This is a genomic window from Rhodoferax antarcticus ANT.BR (genome assembly GCF_001938565.1).
In the GTDB taxonomy this organism is placed as follows: Bacteria; Pseudomonadota; Gammaproteobacteria; order Burkholderiales; family Burkholderiaceae_C; genus Rhodoferax; species Rhodoferax antarcticus.
This window is the reverse complement of the sequence record NZ_MSYM01000008.1, coordinates 49,560-72,300: the sequence shown is the minus strand read 5'-3', so window position 1 is coordinate 72,300 and position 22,741 is coordinate 49,560. Positions and strand designations below refer to the sequence as shown.

Genomic DNA, 22,741 nt, shown 5'->3' with positions numbered 1-22,741 from the left:
CCTCAGGTTTAATTTAGCCCAGCAAGCTGTCCGCGCTCACATGCGCATAGCCCAAATCTTTGGCCACCGCCTCGTAGGTGACCTGGCCATTGCACACGTTCAAGCCCGCTTTCATGTGCGCGTTGTCTTTCAGGGCCTGCTTCCAGCCCTTGTCGGCCAGGGCGACTGCGTGACCAATGGTGGCGTTGTTCAGGGCGAAGGTGCTGGTGCGCGCCACGGCGCCGGGCATGTTGGCCACGCAGTAATGCACTACGCCGTCCACCATGTAGGTGGGCTCAGCATGGGTGGTGGCGTGTGATGTCTCAAAGCAGCCACCCTGGTCAATGGCCACATCCACCACCACCGCCCCCTTTTTCATGCGGCCAATCATGCCGCGGGTGACCAGTTTGGGGGCCGCCGCACCAGGGATCAGCACGCCGCCTACCAACAGGTCAGCGTCCAACACCGCGTCTTCCACGCTCTGCGCGTTGGAATACACGGTGTGAATGCGGTTGCCAAACACCAGGTCCAGCGCGCGCAGGCGGTCCACGCTCTTGTCCAGCACAGTCACGCGGGCGCCCATGCCTACGGCCATCTGCAGCGCATGGGTACCCACCACCCCCGCACCCAAAATCACCACATGGCCAGCCGGCACACCCGGCACGCCGCCCAGCAAAATGCCCATGCCGCCTTTTGACTTTTCCAGGTGTGCGGCACCCGCCTGCACCGCCATACGCCCGGCGACCTCGCTCATGGGGGCCAGCAGCGGCAGGCCGCCGCCGGGGCCGGTGATGGTTTCGTACGCAATGCACACCGCGCCAGATTTAATTAGCGCCGCAGTTTGATCCGGGTCGGGGGCCAGGTGCAGATAGGTGTACAGAATTTGCCCAGGGCGCAGCATGGCGCACTCATGCGGCTGTGGCTCTTTCACTTTCACGATCATGTCGGCGCCGGCAAATATCTCTGCCGCAGTGGCGGCCAGTGTGGCACCGGCAACCAGGTATTGCGCGTCAGTCAGTCCAATGGCGGCACCCGCGCCGGTCTGCACCTGCACCTGGTGGCCGCGGCTGGTGAGCTCGCGCACACTGGCAGGCGTCAGACCGACGCGATATTCATGGTTTTTGATTTCTTTGGGGAGTCCGATCAACATGGTTGGCTTTCGTGAGGTGGAAAACCGCGCAGTGTGAAACTAAATGCCGCCGTTGTAAACAAAGTTCAGACTTTACCGGGTGGCATTCGCGGCGCTAATAGTGGGTGGGAGTGATCCGGCTGGTGTAGCACTGCAATCAGCACCAAAAAGTAATACCAAAACGCCACGCGGGGCACGTCCAGAAGGCTATCAAACAACCCAACCATCCAAAAACCTGCAATAGCCCCCGCAATGGCAGGCGCCAGCGGGTGGTCACGGACGGCGCCCCAACTCACCCGCCATAACGCCAGGCTTGTGAGGCACAAAAATAGGACGAGGCCAGGCAGGAGATCAAAAAGGTCTGTGACACCGTCGGCCGGTGGCAGCTGCATTTTGTGCAGGTGGGTGTCAGCCGGGCCGACATTGATGCGCTGGCTGGCCAGATTGACCGCACTTTTCTGCTCAGTCAGCGTCAGGCAGCTCTGGCGTAGATTTATATACAAAAAAGGCTTCTAGCCCTTATGCAATAAGCGCAAGCAGCTATCAAAAATATCCATCGATCTGTCCAAACATCTCATAGCAACCTGCCTCAAAACGCCTGCTACTTTGCAAACGGGCTCCTACGCCTCTGGCGCACGGGCGCTGCATAATCTGCGGGATTGAAAGCCTGCCTTTGGCTCAGCAACTGATCACCGTCGATGCGTTCTGCCAGGCTCTCTAGGTCGGTGTCAGAGACGCCACATTGCGCAAAGTGCTTGCGCCACCCATCCACCACTTGAATGACACGGACCACCTCGGCTGCGGCCTGAGCCGCAATGAAACCAAAAAGTTCGCACTGCGACATGGCGTTGCTCAGCGTCGAGTCCCGCTGGTCATCCCCAACAGTGAACTCCTGGTACCCCTGCCCTGAGTTTGTGGTTAGCACGTCGTAGGCAGGGGCCAGCCGATACCTACCCTGGCGCGTCGGCTCAACCACCATCAGCGTGTGGTTTTTCTCGTGGTCATCGGTGTTGTCGATCAGGATGTTGAACACCATGCGGCGAAAGAGCTCCTGCATGTCGAGCAGGTTGAGACCCTCCTGCGCTACGCCCGCGCGCCGCAGCAGCTGCGCCAGTCCCGGGTAGCCCATCTGTGGCTCTTGGCCCGCAACGGTCTCGGCGCGCAAAGCGGTGCCCGCCGAGATGCAATGGATGCGCTGGGTGCCATTCCTGTCAAAACGGCGCACCGCCAACGCATGCTCACCGACGAGCGGCACCACTTGCGTTTCTGCCACCGTGATGCCCGCCAACTTGGCAAGAGTCATCGACGCATGCTCGATGAGCGGCACGTCGATCGGCTCATTGTTGAAAAACTTGATGACCCATTGCTCACCCGCAATGTCGATGAGCGCCTTGGGCTTGGCCCCACCGAAGCTGCCACCAGCGGACAGCATCTTGCGTTCCATGTCGTTGACCGGCTCCTTGGCACTCACCTTGTGGACGATTTCACTCAACGCTTGAGCTTGTGCAAGCCGTGGCAGCGGGCTTCTGGTGCGCGGCAAGTAGGTGTCGGCCGACGTTGATACGCCAAGTGCACCGAAGCGGTCGTCACCAGCATAGAACAGATACTCCATGATGGACAAACGTGCAGGCCTGTCCAAGTATTGAATCACGCGCTCGCCCCAGCGGTCGGGCCGGGCGTCGTCCACGGCACCGACAGCCATGCCCTTGAAGCGAGGCAACTGCTCGATGTCAACGAGCAACAGGTCTTCGCTGAGCGGGAATCCACTGGCCAGCCAATCGGTCCCATATTGAAGGGAGACGCCCTTGCCAGCGTCGACCAATCTCAGCCTGCCAACGTAGCGCGGCGCCGCCGGGTCTATCAGGACCCACAGGTACAGGTTGTCGTGTCTCATGGGCCGGCCTCACCCTCCGGCTGGGTTTGTCGCATGGCGGCCTTTTTCATTTTTGCCCGGGTCGTTGCGCGCACCCGCGCCCTGCCAAGATCTTCAGCCTGACGCACGTCTAGCTCAAGTGCGCCCCGGTCTTCCTTTGGTGTGGCTAGCGTTGCCAGCGCCTGGTCGCGGCCAATGAGCCAGAGCGCGGTCGCCAGTACACCCAAGCTCACGCTGGGCTCACCTGCCTCTAGGCGCAAAAGGGTAGGCACGCTGATGCCCATGCGTTTTGCCCAAGTTTTGAGCGATTCTTTGCGGCGAAGCCTGGCAACTGCCAGGTCGGCCCCAAGCTGCGCAAGCGCCGCAACCGTTGATGGTGGCATTTGGCTAAGGGCGGAAGATGCTTTTGACATAACATATAGTTTACCGATATACGTCAATTCAGTAAATTATATGTTAATAAAATGCTTTTTACTGTTCTGAATTGTGCACGGGTATGTCGTCACAAGTTCATGCGCGAGCCATAGCAAAGGCACAAGCAATGCTCGCTGAGATGCCGATTAACAAGCTTCGGCAAGCGCATGGACTTTCTCAAAAAAATGTTGGCCGAGGTGTTGAACATGCAGTCTGCGTTCGCGGAGCCCATCGGGCAGCAAGGCCTCCCAACTCAATGTCGGCGCGGGTCACGGCACCTACCCACACCCGCGTAGAGTCCTGCGAATCAAGCCAAGCCCCGACTTCTTGAGAAGGTGCTGGCCGCATGAATTCAGACAAGACATTGGTATCGGGCAACATCATGCTGGCTCATCCCAATTTAATGGGGGGGCGTGGCAAGGCCCTGGGCGGAATAGAAAAATCTGTAGCTACCGCCTGAAAGCGAGCTGCCAAACGCGTGCACAAACCCGTTGTGGTTGGCGTAACCTGCGTCAACGCCTGGCGCAAGATGCTACGCACTTCTTCTTCCATAGATTTCCTATGGTGCGCCGCTTGCACCCGCAGGGTCGATTTCAGATCATCATCAAAATTGCGTATGGTTAGCGTTGCCATATTCACCCCTTCAAAAGCACTCTAATTTTCGTGAACTGCAATAAAGCGCACTGTGAAGCAAGCCGCTGCACATGCGAACAAAGATCAGACTTTGTCGGGTCGCGTTCGCGGGAGGGGGCATGGTAGGTCAATGCGATTTTTCTTCGGACTCACAGGTCGCGCGTCTGTCGCAGGGGTACGTATTCCCGCTTGGGCCGCAGGTCAACGCCGTTGGCTGTGTCAGGGTCCACGGGTTGCATGGGCGGGTGGGCTGGATTGCGCAAGCGGTAATCATGCCGGGTTGGATCTACAAAGACACTTTTGGACACATTGACATTGTTGCGAAGGTCAGCAGGCAGGTCCAACTTCAATTGCCCACCACCCACCAACAAATTGTTCATGGCTTTGACCGTTACCCGGGCTGCGGTGCCGTTCGGGCCACGTTGCGTGGGCGGCCTGATGGCAAGCCACTGACCCCAGCTACCAAAATCGTCCACCAGTGTGTTCCCCACCAAGTAAAGCGCGTTGTTGGCCCGTATGTAGCCCTCTGCTCCAAACGAGATTAAGGTCCGGTTCTCAGTTCCTGGGCCTTGCTGGATCTGGTTACCCACCACATAAGCCACCCCGCCGTTCGGGAACTCCAACTCGTAGCTGGCCCGCCCGCCATCCTCGTCGGTCAATCGGTTGTAAAAAATGTGGTTTACCGCAGCGCGGCTTTTGAGCAAATGGCCAACGGTTGCGTGGTGGAAGTAGCTGCCCGTGACAGAGAGCCGAGCAATTGCCCCGACGTACAGGTTGTGGTTGTGCCCGTCTGGGCGCATGTTGTAGGCAAATTCGCTGTCTTCCACCTCCAACACCGTATCGGGGTCGTTGTTGGTCAGCAGGCCGATCTCGTTAAGGAAAAAACCGCAGTCTTTCACAATCAGGGAGCCTGAATCCAGCCGAATACCCGCGCCGTTGCGGCTTGGCACTATCGCGCCTTCAAAGTCAAAACCTTCCACGCGCATGCCTTTGGCACGAACGACCCAGATACCTTTGCCCTCGGCAGCGGCGCCGTTGGCCTGCAAGCGCACTCTGCCGCCCACGGCGCGTAGTGTTATGTTGTCCCTTTGCCACACTGCGACATCACCTGCATAAACGCCAGAGTCAACCTCAATAGTCGTTCCAGGCTTTACCAATCTTGCAGCTTCTGCTATTGTTTTTATATTTCTTTGAGGCCCAACCTGGAAGGTTTTGGTACCACTCTGTATTTGCAAAGGCTGCGCGAAGGCATGGTCATTGCTTGTACAGACCCAAAAAACTACTGAAACAATGATGCTGATCAGGCCGGGCAGGCTATTGATTTTCACGACGACCGTCTGCGAGCACGTTTTAGAAAACTCATGTGGGTCGCTACTATAGGCAGCAACTGGCATAACCGTGACAGTTTGCCTTCAGATCTTTTTTGTACCGTTGGTGCCCTTGCCGACATTTTTTCAGAACGCCAATGTTGAAAAAATCAATCCTCAATCATCAACCTGACAGCCAGCAAGCGCATGGCGGATTCAACTGGTGGGTCTTGTTGTGGGCGTCAGTTGCATTCATTGTTTATGGGTCGCTGTTTCCATTTGACTTCCAGTCTGAAGCCAAGCCCATCGCACAGTTTTTTGATGAGTGGCGTATGTTTCGTCATCTCGCTGATGCGAATGACAACTTCTTGCTTTTTATACCGCTTGGCGTCGGATTGGATGCCTGCTTCCGGGGGCGTGGCAGACTTTTGTTGGCGTGTCTAGTCGCGTGGCTTGTACTGGGAGTGGGCATCCAATTGATGCAACTGTACTTGCCCAGTCGCACTGCTGCTTTGTCAGATGTGTTGTGGAATGCGGTTGGCATGGTTTTTGGTGTTCTGGCATTCAAACGCGTTCGCTTGATGTTCGATCATCTCCAGCGTTCCAGCAGTGGGCAACAAGACCGCTACGCCATGCTGCTTGTCGCCGTCTGGTTTTGTTATGAGTCGTTTCCATTTGTGCCCACGTTGGATGTCGGTGAACTCCGTAATCACATCAAGTCTGTTGTCGTTGCCCCAACTTTTGAACTGATGCGCTTGTTTCAGCATGCTTTGGCCGCCGTGCTTGCTGGCATGGCCATGTTGCGCGCAAATTGGCTACAACCACGCTGGCTCAATGTATTGATTCCAGGCAGTTTGGCAGTCATCCTTGAAATATTCGTGGCCTATGGCAGCCTGCGCCGCGAAACGCTGTTGGGGATCGTTGGCGGACTTTTCGTCGGGTATTGGTTAGCTGCCAATGCCACCAAAAGAACACCGCTGATTGTTTTCGGGGTTGCCGTGGTGGCACTTCTGGTGACGGTATTGACCCCCTACAGAGGTCAACCGGCAGGCGCCACTTTCACACTGGCACCCTTCTCATACATATTCTGGTGGGGTATCACCAAAGACATTTCTCCAAGTGCTTTTGAAGCCCTGGCTATTGGCGCCTTGTTTTGGGTAGGTAAACACCTGAATGGTGTTATTCGTGTCTCACCAGCCGGTTGGGTCGGTGGGGTTTTTGCAGCGCTTTTGGTACTTGAATTCTTTCGTGTTTATGTTGTTGGTTATCACGGTGACACCACCCCGCTGGTTTTGGCGTTGGTGCTTGCCTCATTCGGTAGCTCGCTCAGTGACCGTAGCCATCCACAAATTCAAACTGAAAGCTTGCCAGCGCATCAAGCCAAGGTGGCCCTGCGTAGTCGACCGCACGTGACTGCACCCAATTACCGCATCCACGTGATGGCCGTTCTGGCACTCAGTGTCTTGATCTTTGTTGTATGCCATTTGCCGGGCGGCCCCTACAACCTGCGTGAGCTACTTCACTCGAGTTTTTGGGGGGGCTTGTCTGCGTTGGGGCTGGCGTTAGTCGCCTATGGTGCTAGCAACGCTGTTTTCCTGCTTGTCCTGCCAGGGCGACGAAAGTGGCTAATGATGCTTCCAGCCGTTTTGGCCGTTCACGGCGTCTTGAGTTGGTGGCTGCTGCGGGTGAGTGTGCCCATGGAAAGCCTGTTTGACATCGTTGGCTCTCCCGTATTGGATTGGCCCTGGGAGTGGGAAATGCTGGGCAGGTACGTCGCGCTGCACGTGGCGATCATGCTGCAACTGGTAGGTGCTGCATTGTGCGTGCGCGCCATTCTGCGCCCGCGCTCGCTAGCTGATGTGCTCTATTGGGTCGTTATCAGTGGCGTGATGTCATGGCCACTGTATTTGGTTGTGCTGCAATGGGCTGTAACGGACAACCTCACTGAGCTGATTGCAAGCAACGCAAGTTTCTGGGCCGCTAGCGCGCTTGCTGCAGCGCTATTTCTAAGCTGTTTCGTTGCTAGCGCCACGGCTGCTGTTTTGGCAGGCGCACAACGAGTCAAAACGCTCGTCATTCTGGCAGCGCTGGCGGCCATCGGGGCCGCTACGTTGTATTGGGTCGGCACTGAGCACACGATTGTCAAAGACGGAAGCGTTTTCTCAGCGTTCCAGTTCTTGTTGAGCACTGGCCGGACACATTACGCTCAAGGGGTTGATTTGATGTTGAGATTTGGCATCGCTTTTTTGGCAGTCAGCAGCGGTTTGGCGGCATTGCAGTGGTGGTCGTGGAGATGGTTGTCCAAGTCAAATTGACTAGCATAGACTTAAACTAGACTGCATCACGTTCCGTGCTTCAGTCGAAAAATATAGCGAATTAAATGAACTCCCTGTTCCATAAGGCCATGATCGTTGCCGCAGTGCCAAAGCGCATTGGGCTGTTTACACAAATCAAAGGGCGAACCAACTGGACTCCCGCCCAGATTCAGCAGTTTCAAGAAGAGCAACTGCAAAAAATCATCGCTTACAGTTGGCAGCACGTTCCTTTCTACCGCAGCCATTGGCAAGGTGTGATTGACGACCCACGTGCGATCAAAACCATTGCCGACCTACAGCAGTTGCCGCTGCTAACCAAAGACCATGTGCGTGACAACCTAGACGCGCTCACCACCACTGACCCCAGCGTTAAAAGCACCCCGGCCCGCACCGGTGGCAGCACCGGGCGGCCGATCATCTTTCGGATGACTGACATTGATGAACAGCTAGCCTGGGCGCACATGTATGTGGGTTGGTCGTGGGCGGGTTACAACATAGGCGATCCGTTTTTGGTAGTGGGTGGCGAATCCGTTGGTGTGGGGCTGAGTGACAAGCGCACCTTGCGTGACAAGGTCATCAACCGCTGGGTCAACAGCGGTTCCAACATGACCCTGGAGCGCGCCAAAGCCCTGGTGGCCTCACCACACTTCAACAAAATTCGACTGATTTACGGCTACCCCAACTCCATTCGCGAGTTGTGCGAGTACCTGGCCCAACTCAATGCCAAGCCTGCCGCCCTGAAGGGCGTGGTCTGCACCGCCGAGGTTATGCGCCCAGAAGTGCGGGAACGCATCCAGCACGTGCTGGGCGTCAAGGTGCTTGACCAATACGGCTTGAACGACGGCGGCCTGCATGCCTGCGAAGGCCCGGAACAAGACGGCCTGCACCTGTCCTTTCACCGTGGCATTTTGGAGGTGCTGGACGATCAAAATCAGCAAATACAGGCGCTGGGTCAAACTGGTCGCGCTGTGGCTACCCTGTTTTCCAACTTGGCCATGCCCTTCATCCGGTATGAGACGGGTGACCGCGTGCATTGGCATAGCCGTGAGCCATCAGCCACGGGCGTCTGCTGGCCGCGCATCGGCCCGGTGGATGGCCGTGCGGGTGACGTGCTGCACTTTCCCGGAGGTCGCAAAGTACCCATGCCAGGCCTGACCTTAGTGATGCGCTGGATTGACGGGCTCGACAGCTACCAATTCATCCAAACCGCCGCTGACGCCATCACGGTGCGGCTGGCGCGCGGCCCCGGCTTTAGTTGGGACGATGCACGCGTGTTGCAATACCTGCGCGACAAGATTGGCGATGAAGTCACCTGGAACATCATCTGGGCCCCGCCAGAACTCACCCAGAATGGCAAGTTGCTGATCATCCGAAACGACTGGCTGAAAACCGTCGCCACGATCACTTAACAACCGAATATCAATGCTTAGCCTGATCATCCCTGCATACAACCGTGCACCTTTAATAGAACAGGCGCTACGCAGTGCTAGTAATCAATCTGTTCCGTTCGACGAAATCATAGTAGTTGACGACGGCTCTACCGACGACACCGCGCAAGTGGTGCAGCGGTTTGCGGGCAGCGTGCGCTACATCCGGACCACCAATCAGGGCGTTCAAAGAGCCCGCAACACTGGTATAGCCGCTACAAGCTCAGAATTTGTTGCCTTTTGCGATTCCGATGATCTGTTAGAACCAGACTATTGCGAGCTGGTTGGCAATTGGTTGACTTCCCATCCGAAGATCGATCTTTGTTATGTTAATTTTTCAACCTTTGACGCTCGACCCTGGTACCCCGATAAATTTTTTGCCGCCCCTGAAGGGTATTTTGATGGCTCTCATCTCGACGATGGTTTCTATGTGGGCGACCCAGACCTTTATATCAAATCTATTCGGTATCCGTGCATGTGGGTGACGGGTATGACCATCCGCAAATCGTTTTATGAATCTATTGGCGGTTTTAACCCAGAATTTAGAAGGGTAATAACTGAGGACTGGGAATTTAATCTCCGCGCGTTGTCCAAAGGACAGACGGCACTTTGCCGCAGGGTGCTTGCCAGAGTGCGATATCACTCTGGCAGCCAGTCAGACAGCACTGTGAGAACCCACCTGGGTGCCGCAAAAGTTTTACGGCACGCTTTGGCGACGCATGAAGGAGCAAGAAGATTTGAACCGGAGATTGTTCAGGCCATACAGCGTCACAGCGCACAGGCCTTTAATGCGGCATTCGCAGAGGGCGAATTTCAACTTGCTGCGGAAGCTTTGAAACAGCCCCACTTGACGCTAAACGACCAAAGGTTTGTATGGAAATGCCGCATTATTCAGTTACCTAACCCTTTGCGACAGATAGTATGGCGATTATCACAGATCAAATTTTAGTAAAACGCCATTAGTGCGTCAACTATCAAGCCGTCTCCTGCCAATGCGCAGTAAATAGTAATGTCAAACAGCCATTTGGAAAATACAGACGACCTTAAGGTCAGCCTGATGAGAGGTGCCGTCTGGGCTGTCGGCATGCGCTGGACAGGCAAAACTATCGGATTGCTAAGTACAGTAATTCTGGCCCGAGTTCTCCAGCCACAAGACTATGGCGTGGTTTCAATGGCTTTCCTCGTTGTTGGACTGGTAGAAACCTTTCTAAATACTGGTGCCGGTGCTGCATTGGTGCGACTAGGAAAAGAGGCAACGACTGATCAAATTAATTCAGCATGGACCTTGCGCGGTTTGCAAGGTATCGTCATGGCACTGGCTTTGGCTGCGGTTTCTCCATTCGCTGCTGAGTATTTTAACGAGCCACGTGTCACACAAGTGCTACTTATAGTCTGTGTTTGTCAAGTGTTTATGGGCTTTTCCAATATAGGAATGTCTTTGGCGTATCGTGACCTACAGTTTGCGGTTGAATTCAAACTGTCGATCTACACAAAACTAATCTCGGTATCGGTCACTCTATTGACCGCATTGTATTTCCGCGACTACCGAGGTCTAGTTGCCGGTATTGTTGCCGGTTTTGTGGTCGAGTGGGTGCTCTCCTATTACTTGCATCCTTATCGGCCTAAATGGTGTGTTTCCAAAATAGGCGATATATGGGCTATTTCCAAATGGCTTATGGTTACGGGTATCGGAGGATTCTTCTTGCGTAAATCAGACCAACTTATGGCTGGTCGAATTGGCAGTACCCAGGAGTATGGCTTGTACTCCGTCGGTGCAGATATTGGTCAGTTGCCTGCTGGTGAATTAGGTCCAGCGCTGACGCGGCCACTGTATCCCATCTTGACCGCTATGCGACATGACTGGGAAAGAGCCAAAGCAGCTACATTGAAAACACTCAGTAGTGTCAACAGCATTACCATGCCACTTGGTTTTGGAATGGCTGCGGTTAGCGAACAATTTACGCCATTATTGTTGGGTCAGCAATGGCTTGGCGCCACACCTTTTGTGGCAGGTTTTGCCATCATAGGAGTAGGGCAATATCTCACATCACCACTCAGTACGCTGCTTAACGTTGCGGGTCATGTCCGGGTGCAAAGTCGTATTGTCTGGATCGAATTTCTGGCATTTGTCGCGTTAGCTTTTATACTGACGCCGATTTATCATCTGGAAGGTCTGATGATCGCTCGCATAGCCAGTGGTTTGGTGCAGTCCGTTTTGATGATGATTGCCGCGCGGACATACACTGGGATCCTATTACGATCGACGTTAGGCTCACTCTTGAGGCCGTTCGCTGGCGCAATCACTATGTACCTCATATTGGTCACTTGGGGCAACCCATTTTCCTCGAACATTGCCATTTTGGTGGCCAATGTGATGTTGGGTGCTGTTATCTACACAACCTGGTTGTTGCTAACATGGCACTTCTCCAAAAGGCCTGATGGACTTGAGTCGACCATAATTGATTTTTTGAAGAAGAAATTGAACTAAACCTGATTATTAGACTTGGCCTTATCCAGAAATATTGAAAAAAACTCCTTAACAAAATAAAGTATATTAAATGAATATCTGGGGATTCATGATAGTCAAGGATGAGGCTGACATTCTAGGTCAAACGATTGAATCGCTCCTTCGATACGGTGGCTTCAGCAAAATATTTATATTTGACAACAACTCAAAGGACGACACCTTTGAGGTCGCGCAGCGGTTTGCTTCAGACAGATTATCGGTCAGTAAACTCGATGAAACATACTCAGACGATCTTAAATATGAGATGGTATATAGGCATTCCGAGATTTTCAGCCATAGCGATTGGTTTGCCATACTCGACGGAGACGAGATCTACACAGAATCACAAACGCAAGTGATTGAGTTTGCGACGACTCACAACTTTAACTGCATTGAACACAATACCGCCCAGTTCTACTTCACTGAAAAAGACATCAGCCTTGACTTTGATCGCTCTAAGCCTGCTGCGGAACAGCGGCCTTACTATTTGCTGAATTACGGTGAGCCAAGGATTTTTAAATTCTCTGAAGGCCTACGACTGAACACGACTCAGGTCAAGGGTCGCTCGCCGTTACTCAAAATTTCACCAAGAAAACTTCTGATTTATCATTTTCAATACCGATCCGCACAGCAACTAGAAAAAAGATTACGCAATAGAATTGAGAATAACAAAAGCTCAAATAATTGGGGACATGTTAGATCCTCGAGGTTGGACGATTATATTGTCCCGGCGAAGCATCTCCATAGGTTTAACGGTACTATTACAGCTGGTCTTCCGAAGAACTCAAATCTATACAAGATTCGTGACAACGCCGCATACACAATGGCGAACCTAAACTGGCTGAAGAAGAACGATGCCCTTACAAAAGAGCAACTGACATTCTTCTTGGCGACCAAGTGGCAGCGGCTGTTGAGGAAAATATGGTAATCATCAATCACAAACCTCGGGTATGTATTAGTATTCTCAACTGGAAAAATACTTCAGATACCATTGCGTGTGTTCACTCGCTGCAACTAATTACATCTGTCAGTCATCAAATTGTGGTGTTAGACAACGAGTCAACGCCAGAATCGCTTGCTACACTTCAGACGGTACGCCATATTAAAGTCATTTCTAGCTTGGTAAATCTTGGATTTGCCGGTGGGCATAACCGAGTTGTTAAATGGGCATTGGATCAAGGTTTCGACTATGTTTGGCTGCTTAACAATGATGCTATAAATCAACCAAACTGTCTTGAACGTCTGGTTGATTATGCAGATGGCCACCGTGAAAGTGCGCTTGTGAGTCCGATACTGTTGAACAATACGCTACCGCACGGCCCTCAACATGTCATCAGTATTCTAAATGACACTCGAACGGGTTCCCACGAATACACTGATGTTGACGTAGCGCGCAAAATGCAACAGGATTATCCTAATAAGGTTATTATTTGGGGCACAGCGCTACTTGTTCGTCTGTCATGCATTAAGACTCTTGGCTATCTAGATGAGAGACTGTTTGCATACGCCGAAGATACCGACTATGCTCTGCGGGCCATTTCTTGTGGATTTAGTAACGCTGTGGTTTTCGAGGCGTATGTTTGGCATGCGAGCCCAACCCACCCCAGAAAGCCTCATTATTACTACTATACCCACAGAAACTCCATTGCTATCGCAAAAAAGCATGCTAGTCGGCTGAACACATTGAAACTTATCTACTGGAATCTGAGACTTGCCAAAAAGCAATTGCTTGTCATCGGTAATGATACCGCCACCGCGCATGCATTGAAGCTTGGTATCTGGCACGGGTGGATAAATCAAAGCGGGCCATTTAATAAAGAAGCTAAACATTACTTTTTTAGCGATGCGCTGATGCGATTCGTGTTATATTTATCATGATAAAAGTACTCGTTAGCATATTGAATTGGAATGGATCCGATAGCACTATTCAATGCGTCAACACATTGTTGGCAGATCACGTGCCCGCGGGCATTCAGGTTGCCATTCGCGTCATTGATAACGGTTCTAACTCCGTGGAAACCAATGTTCTTAAAAACCTGGAACACCCTCTGGTTGACGTTCTATTTAATCCAGTGAATACCGGCTTTACCGGCGGTCAGAATGCCAACATTCAATACGCCCTTGACCACGATTTTGATTATGTCTGGCTGCTTAACAACGACACTGTTGTTCCTGCCGGCACTATCGCATGCTTGGTCGCCTGTATGCAAGTCAACCCCGCGTGTGGTGCGGTTTCGCCGGTGATTGTTCGCATGGGCAACCCTGATACCGTGGACTTCTGTGGCGCTGCGCATGATTGGATCGCCATTGACACCCTGCGTCCTGCAACTTTGGCGGATGCCCCAGCTTTTCTTGAAAAGCACAAGGGTCGGGTTTGGGCTGTCGGCACTGCCTTGCTGCTGCGTGTGTCAGCCGTTCGGCAGGTTGGCCTGCTCGACGACCGCCTGTTTGCGTACTACGACGATGACGATTATGGTGCGCGGCTCATGACGGCTGGTTGGTGTACCCATATTGCGCTGGAAGCCCGTGTTGAGCACGCCTGTTTTGAAGGGGACATGTATCGGCGTCCTCCCTATTTTTTTTATTTGACAACTCGAAACGCCGTCTTCTTCGCATTGACGCATGTACCCAAGCCCCACAGGCGCTTTTTGCGCGCTCGGTATATTGACCGTACTTTGGTCATGGCCAACAAATTGACAAAGCAAGGGCAGAAGGACAAGGCCAACGCCTGCTTGCTGGGTTTGGCTGACGGGTTGGCTGGCCATGGTGGGGCGCCCAAACTGACTCGTAGAGTGCCCCTTTGGCTACGAGTCTTACAGCCTTTGGGTCGACTCTGGAACCGGATTTAAGGGGGTGTTGCGCGTGTTGCTGTCGGTCATTGTTCCAACCCGTAACCGTGCCGATCTGCTGCTGCGGTGCCTGAAGCATTTGCAGCAGCAAAGCTGCCGGACCATGGAGGTGCTGGTCCTCGACGATGGGTCTGACGCGGCCAACCGGCAGGCGCTGCGCGCTGCCTGGTGTCAACTGGATACCCGTTTTCGGCTGATCGAAGTTGCCCCCACGGATGCAGTCACGTCTTCAGGGCCTTCAGCGGTGCGTAACCACGGCCTGAGTCAGGCTAGTGGCGCTTTGTTGGCATTTTGTGACGACGACGATCTGTGGACTGACTCTAAGCATGCGGAGCGGTTGATTCAGTTGTTCACTGCACGTCCTGAGCTGGAACTGTTCATTGGCAATCAGCGTGCAGTTCATGTTGACGGGCGGATTAGCGACGATTGGCTGCCCGGTCTGACTTCTATCTGTTCTGGGTTGCCTGAGTTGGTAGCTGAGATCTACACAATCACAACCGAGCAGCTTTGTCGTAGCGGCGGTTTCGGCCACATGAATATGCTGACACTTCGCAAGACGCTGCTCGACCGCATGGGCGATGGCTTCTGGAGCCGTGTCAGCTACGAGGAGGACCGGGATTTTTTCTGGCGCGCGACCGATGCAGCCCAATCTATTGCGTTTAGCCCGCGTGTGGTGTGCCAGCACCATGTTCCTGACCCGTCCCGGCGCGTCAATGTTTCAACTAGCTTTTCACAGCAGGAGCGCTGGCTGGTGGCCGCAATGGTCAGTCAGCACATTGCAGTGACTGTCAAGTCGCCGGCCATAACGCAGTTGTGTCTGGCGCATGAGGGCGACCTCTTGCGGCGGCTGGCACTGCATTGCGCAAGTCACAACCAGCCTGCTGCATGCCTGGGTTTCGCACGCCAGGCGCTAGGTGCCAGGTTCTCGTTCAAGTGGGCTGCATACTGTGGCTGGGCCTGGCTCAAATCGTTCAAGCGCGGATAGTTGTCCGCTAGACTCTGCGCATGGCGTCACCACCCAAAGTCCTTGTCATGGGGGACGATACCCGCAGCTTTCTAGCGTGCGTCCGTTCATTGGGTCGGCGCGGTATAGAAGTGCATGCGGCACCCTATTCGCTGGATGCACCAGCCCTGCAGTCGCGCTACATCTGCAAGGTGCATGTGCTCCCGTACTATCTGGATGGTGGAGCCAAGTGGCTGCAAGCCATGCAAACCTTATGTATTGACGAGCAATTTGACATGGTGCTGCCCTGTGAAGAGCGCGCCTTGTTGCCCTTATGTGCCCATCAGGCCGATTTGCCCGTTCGTACCGTTCTGGCCATTCCAGACTTAGTGGCGCTGGATGCATTCTTCGACAAGATTAATACCCGCCATCTGGCCCAGCGCTGTGGTGTTCCGGTTCCTGATGGCTATATCTGGCAGGCGGGCAGCAGCGTTGCAGAGTTGCAAGCGAAGCTAGGCTTGCCCGTGGCGGCCAAGCACCGCCAGTCTTATTGCCTGCAGCAGTTGTATGTGCGTACCCATGTGCGTCTGCTTGACGATGCAGCAGCTATAAATCTGTGGCTGCAGAGCCAACAGCCAGAGCCTGACACGGTTTTTTTTGAGCAAGTCTTTGACGGTATTGGACTCGGCGTATCAGTCCTTTGCCACCAGGGCAAAGTGCTGCAGGCTTTTGAGCACCATCGGGCCAACGAACTGGCAGGCAGTAGCTATTACCGCAAAAGCATGCCGCTAGATACTGAGCGGCTTGATGCCGTCGCGCGCATGGTGGCAGCCACCCAATACACCGGTCTGGCAATGTTTGAATTCAAACTCAACACTGGCACTGGCAAATGGGTGTTGCTGGAGGTTAACGCTCGCCCTTGGGGGTCGTTACCCCTGCCGGTGGCCTGGGGCGTTGATTTTCCTTACCGGCTCTACCAGCTGCTATGTAACGGGCAGATCACTCCCCCCGTTACTTACCCGATTGGCAAGTACAACCGCAACCTCATCGCAGACATTTGGCAAATGCGCACGCTGGTGTCGCAACTGAAAAAGCAACCTATCCAACTGAGCTCGGCCATGTTGCGCTGGTTAATGGGTTTTGGTCGACTGTTGCTGCTGCACGAGAAACACGATGTTTGGGTGGCAGACGATCCGGCACCCGCCAAGACAGAAATCAGGCAATTTGTGAAACAGCGCTTGTCAACACCGCAGTCTGCAGGCCTGGTTACAGGTCAGGACAATCTGGCGCTGGCAAAGGTCATAAGCCAGAAATCAGGGCATATCCTCTTTTTATGTCAAGGAAATATATGTCGTAGCCCTTATGCAGAAAGGAAAGCTCGCTCTATATTTAATAGTGAAAATTTGTCTATAACTGTTGATTCCGCTGGCATGCTTCCCCGCAACCACAGACCGTCACCAGACGTCGCCATTGAAGCTGCACGACAGTGCAGCGTGGATTTAGGTGCACACCTGTCCAAATGTGCGGACGATGAGCTCATTGCAAAAGCCGATGTCGTCTTCGTCTTTGACGACATCAATGTGGCATCTTTCAAGCAAAGGCATCCTGATCAGGCGAACAAACTGGTCTTCTTGTCCGCGTTTCAGCTAACCGGCGCAAGCCATATTGCGGATCCGGATGGCAGAGATATTGGCGTCTTTTGCCGCACATACGCCACCATTGATGCATGCCTGAATAACCTGGCCCTGCGCCTGAAATCATGCTGAATCTGTCTGCGCACCGACGTGCCGTCTTGCCGCCTGAGACACCTCCAGTGTTGACAGTGGTCGTTGACACGGAAGAAGAATTTGACTGGAATCAGCCCTTCTCCAGAAGCAACACAAGCACCCAGTCGATCGCAGCGCAGCCGCTTGCGCACCAGCGGGTTTTTGACAAATACGGCGTGGTGCCCACCTATGTGATCGACTGGCCGGTGGTCAGCGACCCGGCAGCGGTCAAAGTACTCAAAGGGTTGATGCTGCAGGGCCGCTGTGAGATTGGCACCCACCTTCACCCATGGGTTTCACCACCTTATGAAGAAGAGGTGAGCGTCTTCAACTCCTATGCAGGCAACTTGCCAAAAGAGCTGGAGGACAAAAAACTTGAAACACTCACAGACGCCATAGAGGCCGCTTTTGGCGTGCGCCCCATCGTTTTCAAAGCTGGGCGCTACGGCGTGGGGCCACACACTGCAGAAACTATCGCCAAGCTGGGTTACTTGATCGATGCCAGCGTGGTGCCCTATACCCGCATGACCGCAGATGGCGGGCCTGACTTTTCCGGCCATGGGATAGACCCGTTTTGGTTTGATGCAGGTGGCAAAACATTGCTCGAACTGCCGGCCACGGCTGGCTACCCAAGTTCGACACTTCCTGCACGCAAGTGATTGATTTCATTAGAAACGGACTTCAAAGCGTAGACTACAAAACAGGCTTAGCCAAGTCAGACGGGGTTGGCGGTGTCAAATCCAGTGCGGTAAACAGCGACTTCTGAGCCGGTGTGATCTCAGTTAAACCCGCCAGCGTTTTGCCATCGCCGCTCTGCACGGTCTGCTGATGAATGCGCTTGAGGCTCTCCAGCAGCGTGCTGGGCGACTCGGATCGCTTCGCAGCTTTCAGGCGCATGCGCATCACCCGGTACAGCACTAGCGCCATGAAGCAAATCAGTGCATGCGCGCGAATGCGCTGAGGCAGCCGGTGGTACACCGGGCCAATCTCGATGTCAGATTTGAGCACCCGAAATCCCCGTTCAATATCGGCCAGACTCTTGTAACGCTGCACCACCTCAGCCGCTGGTGCATTGGTGTTGGTCACCAGCAGCAACTTGCCATCGAGTAGTTCCAGGTAGCGCTTCTTATCCTCATCAATTGAATAGCTGAACAGGTCGGCCTTCAAATCCACCTTGATCAAATGCGCCATATGCGCGTCTTTGACTGCATGGTAGAAGCGTGCTTTGGTCCCCGAATCCGACATCGGGCGGCCTTTGCTTTTGTTCTTTTGACCCGCGCGTTGACTCTCGTCTTGCGCATCGAGTTTGACACTGCACTGCTGGCCCAATTTGAGCAACTCTGCCATCGTGTTGTCACGCGCCGTGGTGCGCCGGTTGGCAGCCACCGGGTCGTGTGCGACCACCAGACGGCTATCGCTCCATTTTGTTTCACCGCACCATTCTTGGGTGGCATCCTGGCCCTTATGCAGTTTTTGCAGATCATCTGCAAAGTCACCATAACGCGCCGCCGGCACCGCCAGGATGTACTCAACGGCGACATCACGGCCATCCTTTTTCAACTGGGCCTGCAACTTGTCCAACTCTTCAATGTTGGCCGTGCTGAGCAGCCCCCGATCGGCAATCAGCACCACACGCTTGAGCGGGTAACGCACCAACAACCCCCGAATCATGGGCAGCAGGGTTTTGGCCTCTGCCGTGTTACCGGGATGTACTTCATGCGCGATGGGCAGGCCCTCGCAGGTTTGCACCAAGGACAACATGAACTGGCGCTCAATCAGGCCCGACTTGGCCAAGCCGTAAGCGCGCACATCGTCTTGCAAATCCGTCTGTCCGGTGACCGCAACCGTGGTGAGGTCATAAAACACCACCGAGAGGTCTTGGTCAATCAGCGGACGCATGAGCGTGGCCAGTCGGAGCTTGAGTTTGTCGCTGTGCTCATCGAGCACGTCCATGGCGCGCAGCAGGTGCTGATGCTCAGTGACGATGCCAGAGCCTGCGGGCAAAGCCACGGTTTGCAGCCAGCGCAGCACACCGAGTTTGCTGCCAGGGTCACACAGGCGGTTGAAGACCATCAGGCGCAAACAGGTCAGAACATCAATCTCTGTTTTGGAGCGCCGCCAAGAAGTCGCCAAATCATCAAAGCCCAAGGTTCGCCAGAGTTCAGACAAGGCCCAGATGTCACCAGCATGGCGACTGTCAGTAAAGCGCAGGTCATCAAGTGCAGACGCAGCAGGGGCAATACCTCGGGCGCGTTGCAAGGAGGCAATCAGGGTGTCAACGTCGCCGCCGGACTCCAGACGACCCAGGGTGCAGACGGTGCGCTGGCGGGGTTTGCCTTCATCATTGCGAAAGGACTCCACCAACTGGGCGTAGCGGCGACCGCCAGACTGGGTGACTTTGATGAACATGGCGCTGAGTGTAGCGCAAGTCAGAAAAAACGAAAACTACCCACCAAATGAAACGTGCCACTACATGCACTTTTTGCTTTCAACCAGAAAATCAACGTAAGTGGTTGAATTCATTGGTAAGCCAGGGCGGGAAAACCAGGAATTCGGAAAAACAGTGTCGAACTTGAGTGGCTACGCCGGCATATTTCATCACCAAGGGGCAAAGCTATACCCGGCATTGCAGCAAAATTGGGCGCGCCAGTTACGGTTGCCGGGTATCGCCTCAAGGTTGGGGCTCCTGGAGCGGGTCAAGTTGACGCCGGAAGGCTACCGTACCCAAGGGCTCATAGCATTGACGCAATGTCTGCGAGCCCAAGGCTGCCCATATTTCGGGCTGACGTACCATAGTCCGTCACTGGTGCCAGGCCATACGCCATACGTCAACTCACCAACCGAACTAGAAATATTTTTACAGACGCTAGATGAGTATATTGGCTTTTTTATAAAAACATTCGGCGGCAAAACAATGTCGCTGTCCAGCTACTTGAGAATTACTGTGCACCCGACGTAATTTTCTTGTCGACAATGGTATTCAAAGTCGCCAACAATCCGATCAAAATAAAAATAATCTCATAATACGGAAGACTCACGCCTGCACCGCCCACCATAAAAGCAAACAACGACAAAAACATTGTATCTGCCATGTCAACGGCCCAAACCATATCAGTACGGCCACTTTTCTTGATTTTTGACCGGATGCATTTCCGATTAAAATGCGCCGAGTAAAACATGAATAAGTAAAGCGCAAGGCCTACAAAACCCATGTCGCCTATTACTTGAAAATAAATACTGTGTGCCGCTTTTGCGCTATATAAGCTCATATCAATAGCAAATATGCTGCTCATGTCTTTGTATTGATCCCAAATCCAAAAATTTTGTACTGCCGAAAAACCACCGCCAAAAATTGGGTTTGACAAACCAATTGATAAACTGACACGCCATGCAGCCACACGATTCATAAATGATTGATCATCACTGGCTGTGCCAATAGTGGATACCCGCTCAAACCAACTGTCTGGCGCCATGCTGAAGACCAAGACAACACCCACAACAAGCGCCAGTGCGGCGAAACCCTTGCGCCTACTTGCAATAAAGTACCAAACGCCAAGGACACTCATAGCCAAAAAGCCGCCCCGGGAGTTGGTTGCGATAATGGTCAATATTGTAAGAACCGAGGCTGAAAGGGCAGCATACCTTGCGTATTTCTCGCGTAAGGTATTGAAAAAGAATAGCAAAATTGGTAAGACGATAACCATACCAAGGGCAAACAGATTATTGTCATTAAGCGATGAATTGCCAACACCACTCACTTGGTGAACGCCGCCTGACACAATAAACTTCAACCCTTCCACCACGCCATGAAGCCCTAACCCCAAAGCAATCATGATTAAGATAGCATAAATTCCATATCTATCTTTTACAAAAAATGGCACTGCCAAAACAAAAGCAAAGCCTTTAGTGAAATTTTCATACCTTTCGGCAGCCAAGGGGTTGGGCGTGAAGCCAAAAAAGTAGGTCAAGTTGGCATGAATAAAAAATATAATAATTAACCAATGGGCCCATGAAAGCGTTACTTTTTCCTTTGACAAGCGTGTCTTGCCCAACACCAGTAGGCTTAGGGCGATTGCGGCAAATATGAAGTTAAATCGTACATCCTGCATAAATCCATATAAATAATTTGCAGGTGTCAATACGGTGGTGTAACCCCAAAACAAAAAAGCGACCAGGCCATTCATAAAGGCCATAGGTACCATGCCCAGCAGGGCGCCAAACATTACAATATCTCTCATGGTTTTTTTTCGGTATCTTTGAACGAAAAAATACCCAAGTCTTTAGCTTCGCCTTTCGTGAGCTTGATGATTCGCCAGCAAAAATACATCATCAGAGCCAAGTCGAGCCAGAACAACAAGCCTTCAACCACGGGTCAGCTCCTTGAATTTACTAAGCAGGGTTTCAACCCGTGTGCTCCATGCGTTGGAACGCGCATAGGCCTCAATTTGTGCAGCGTCCCACCGCTTATGAAGTGCGGTGGCAAGGGCTGCTCGCAGTGCGGCGGGGTCGTCAAAGGGAACAACCAAGCCATAGTCCTCGCTGGTCACCACCTCCCGGTTGCCGCCCACATCGGTAGTCACCACCGGTAGTCCACACGCCATGGCCTCCAAAAACACGTTGGCCCAACCCTCGTTGCGGGTAGCCAGCACAAAAACATCTGCAGCGCTCAGAATGTTTGCCAGTTCGTTGTGCGGGCGTGGCCCCAGAAACTGCACATGGCCTTGCAGTTTGAGGCGTTGCACCAGTTGCTCTAGCTCCGCGCGGTTGTTGCCCTCGGCTGTGGCGCCACCTACAACAAGCAGCCGCAGGTTACCGAACTCGCGGATGAGCTCGGGCAGAACCTCAATAACCCGGTGAAAACCTTTGCGTTCAACCAAGCCACCTACAGACACCAACACACGTTCATCCATCGCCAGATTCAACGCCTGCCGCGCCACGGCCTTGTCGGTGCGTTGAAACTTGTCAGTGTCAATGCCATTGCCGACCACTTGCAACTTGCTGGCTGGCACACCCAGTTCGCCAGGCACCCTGCACAAGTCTTGCGATACGCTAAAGATATGTGATGCCCGCGTGAAAGCAGCTTGCAGCAGCGGGCGCAGCGCCGGATCAAGGGCATGGCGGTGCTCCGTGCCACGCAGCGTGATAGTGACGGGGATTCCCAGCCACCTGCCCAGCAGCGTTGCCGCGTAGCCATCAGGGTAAGCAAAATGCGCGTCAATCAGGCTGACCCGCCCTTGTTGGTGCAACCTGCGAACCGACCACCAGGCTCCCAGCGCCATCAGATAGCCATCAAACTGCTTCAACACGCCCGGAAACGACAAGTACCGGGGCTGGAAAACGTCAATGCCTGATTGCACAACGTGCCGGGCAACCGAGGGCCTGAAGTGTGGCCTGATCAAACGTAACAGACACTGCAGCGGAAACCATGGCTTTGGCGACACCACGCACAGCGGCAGTTGCCGGGCCACATTGAACATGCGCTCGCGCACAAACACGCCCGCCGAAGGCTGCGCTTCAGAAGGAAACAAGCTGGAAAAAACGAGTACCTGGGGGGGGGGCATGGTCACGGCGTGTATCGTAGGCGAAGAAAGCACATCGTA

The 22,741-nt window shown here is 53.5% G+C and carries 20 protein-coding genes and 1 pseudogene; 11 read left to right on the top strand and 10 right to left on the bottom strand.

The genetic code is table 11. The features are described from left to right. Positions 1-13: 13 nt before the first annotated feature. The 6 genes and pseudogenes from ald to BLL52_RS05265 all read right to left on the bottom strand — a co-directional run bounded on the left by ald (position 14) and on the right by BLL52_RS05265 (position 5,092). Positions 14-1,129 (bottom strand): alanine dehydrogenase, encoded by a 1,116-nt coding sequence (ald, locus tag BLL52_RS05290; RefSeq protein WP_075585676.1) that lies wholly within the window; start codon positions 1,127-1,129, stop codon positions 14-16. Positions 1,130-1,194: 65 nt separating this feature from the next. Further along, positions 1,195-1,611: a hypothetical protein gene (locus BLL52_RS05285; protein WP_075585675.1), complete on the bottom strand. Its 417-nt coding sequence runs from the start codon at positions 1,609-1,611 to the stop codon at positions 1,195-1,197. A 98-nt stretch (positions 1,612-1,709) separates the two neighbouring features. After that, positions 1,710-3,002, bottom strand: a complete 1,293-nt coding sequence (locus BLL52_RS05280) for a type II toxin-antitoxin system HipA family toxin (protein WP_075585674.1) — start codon at positions 3,000-3,002, stop codon at positions 1,710-1,712. Continuing rightward, on the bottom strand, positions 2,999-3,364 hold the full coding sequence (locus BLL52_RS05275) for an XRE family transcriptional regulator (RefSeq protein WP_241839011.1): 366 nt from the start codon (positions 3,362-3,364) through the stop codon (positions 2,999-3,001). The genes BLL52_RS05280 and BLL52_RS05275 overlap by 4 nt, the downstream gene beginning before the upstream one ends. A 556-nt stretch (positions 3,365-3,920) precedes the next feature. Continuing rightward, positions 3,921-4,028, bottom strand: a pseudogene (locus BLL52_RS21960) (FitA-like ribbon-helix-helix domain-containing protein); the annotation flags it as partial. 149 nt (positions 4,029-4,177) lie between these two features. Continuing rightward, a complete protein-coding gene (locus BLL52_RS05265) occupies positions 4,178-5,092 on the bottom strand; it encodes a hypothetical protein (protein ID WP_083639659.1) in 915 nt (304 codons plus the stop codon). Between the two features lie 401 nt (positions 5,093-5,493). Here BLL52_RS05265 and BLL52_RS05260 point away from each other — a divergent pair, with 401 nt between their 5' ends. The 10 genes from BLL52_RS05260 to BLL52_RS05215 all read left to right on the top strand — a co-directional run bounded on the left by BLL52_RS05260 (position 5,494) and on the right by BLL52_RS05215 (position 17,800). Continuing rightward, the gene (locus BLL52_RS05260; RefSeq protein ID WP_075585671.1) at positions 5,494-7,650 is read left to right on the top strand and encodes a VanZ family protein; all 2,157 of its coding nucleotides are present in this window, start codon (positions 5,494-5,496) and stop codon (positions 7,648-7,650) included. Between the two features lie 65 nt (positions 7,651-7,715). Beyond that, positions 7,716-9,059, top strand: a complete 1,344-nt coding sequence (locus tag BLL52_RS05255; protein ID WP_075585670.1) for a phenylacetate--CoA ligase family protein — start codon at positions 7,716-7,718, stop codon at positions 9,057-9,059. Between the two features lie 13 nt (positions 9,060-9,072). Beyond that, positions 9,073-10,026 (top strand): glycosyltransferase family 2 protein, encoded by a 954-nt coding sequence (locus BLL52_RS05250; RefSeq protein WP_075585669.1) that lies wholly within the window; start codon positions 9,073-9,075, stop codon positions 10,024-10,026. 60 nt (positions 10,027-10,086) lie between these two features. Then, on the top strand, positions 10,087-11,565 hold the full coding sequence (locus BLL52_RS05245; protein ID WP_075585668.1) for a lipopolysaccharide biosynthesis protein: 1,479 nt from the start codon (positions 10,087-10,089) through the stop codon (positions 11,563-11,565). 70 nt (positions 11,566-11,635) lie between these two features. After that, the gene (locus tag BLL52_RS05240) at positions 11,636-12,511 is read left to right on the top strand and encodes a glycosyltransferase family 2 protein (protein ID WP_075585667.1); all 876 of its coding nucleotides are present in this window, start codon (positions 11,636-11,638) and stop codon (positions 12,509-12,511) included. Further along, positions 12,481-13,461, top strand: coding sequence for a glycosyltransferase family 2 protein (locus BLL52_RS05235; RefSeq protein WP_139313307.1), 981 nt, complete (start codon positions 12,481-12,483; stop codon positions 13,459-13,461). Before BLL52_RS05240 ends, BLL52_RS05235 begins: the two co-directional genes overlap by 31 nt. Beyond that, entirely contained in the window at positions 13,458-14,432 is a 975-nt protein-coding gene (locus tag BLL52_RS05230) for a glycosyltransferase family 2 protein (RefSeq protein ID WP_075585665.1), read from the top strand. Before BLL52_RS05235 ends, BLL52_RS05230 begins: the two co-directional genes overlap by 4 nt. A 4-nt stretch (positions 14,433-14,436) precedes the next feature. Next, positions 14,437-15,417: a glycosyltransferase family 2 protein gene (locus BLL52_RS05225; RefSeq protein WP_075585664.1), complete on the top strand. Its 981-nt coding sequence runs from the start codon at positions 14,437-14,439 to the stop codon at positions 15,415-15,417. Positions 15,418-15,464: 47 nt separating this feature from the next. Then, entirely contained in the window at positions 15,465-17,141 is a 1,677-nt protein-coding gene (locus tag BLL52_RS05220) for an arsenate reductase/protein-tyrosine-phosphatase family protein (RefSeq protein ID WP_158025678.1), read from the top strand. Then, the gene (locus tag BLL52_RS05215) at positions 17,135-17,800 is read left to right on the top strand and encodes a polysaccharide deacetylase family protein (RefSeq protein WP_075585662.1); all 666 of its coding nucleotides are present in this window, start codon (positions 17,135-17,137) and stop codon (positions 17,798-17,800) included. The genes BLL52_RS05220 and BLL52_RS05215 overlap by 7 nt, the downstream gene beginning before the upstream one ends. A gap of 34 nt (positions 17,801-17,834) precedes the next feature. Here the strand turns inward: BLL52_RS05215 and BLL52_RS05210 are convergent, their stop codons facing one another. After that, positions 17,835-19,550, bottom strand: coding sequence for an IS1634 family transposase (locus BLL52_RS05210; protein ID WP_075585441.1), 1,716 nt, complete (start codon positions 19,548-19,550; stop codon positions 17,835-17,837). Between the two features lie 100 nt (positions 19,551-19,650). Between BLL52_RS05210 and BLL52_RS05205 the strand changes: the two genes are divergently transcribed. Next, entirely contained in the window at positions 19,651-20,100 is a 450-nt protein-coding gene (locus tag BLL52_RS05205) for a polysaccharide deacetylase family protein (protein WP_075585661.1), read from the top strand. Here BLL52_RS05205 and BLL52_RS05200 read toward each other — a convergent pair. The 3 genes from BLL52_RS05200 to BLL52_RS05195 are packed head-to-tail and all read right to left on the bottom strand — an operon-like array spanning position 20,081 to position 22,702. Next, positions 20,081-21,379, bottom strand: a complete 1,299-nt coding sequence (locus tag BLL52_RS05200) for a putative O-glycosylation ligase, exosortase A system-associated (protein ID WP_075585660.1) — start codon at positions 21,377-21,379, stop codon at positions 20,081-20,083. The two genes, BLL52_RS05205 and BLL52_RS05200, sit on opposite strands and share 20 nt — an antisense overlap. Continuing rightward, positions 21,376-21,510, bottom strand: a complete 135-nt coding sequence (locus BLL52_RS21725) for a hypothetical protein (RefSeq protein ID WP_274534890.1) — start codon at positions 21,508-21,510, stop codon at positions 21,376-21,378. The genes BLL52_RS05200 and BLL52_RS21725 overlap by 4 nt, the downstream gene beginning before the upstream one ends. Further along, positions 21,503-22,702 carry a glycosyltransferase gene (locus tag BLL52_RS05195; protein WP_075585659.1) on the bottom strand — a complete coding sequence of 400 codons (1,200 nt, stop codon included), beginning with the start codon at positions 22,700-22,702 and terminating at the stop codon, positions 21,503-21,505. Before BLL52_RS05195 ends, BLL52_RS21725 begins: the two co-directional genes overlap by 8 nt. Between the last annotated feature and the right edge of the window lie 39 nt (positions 22,703-22,741).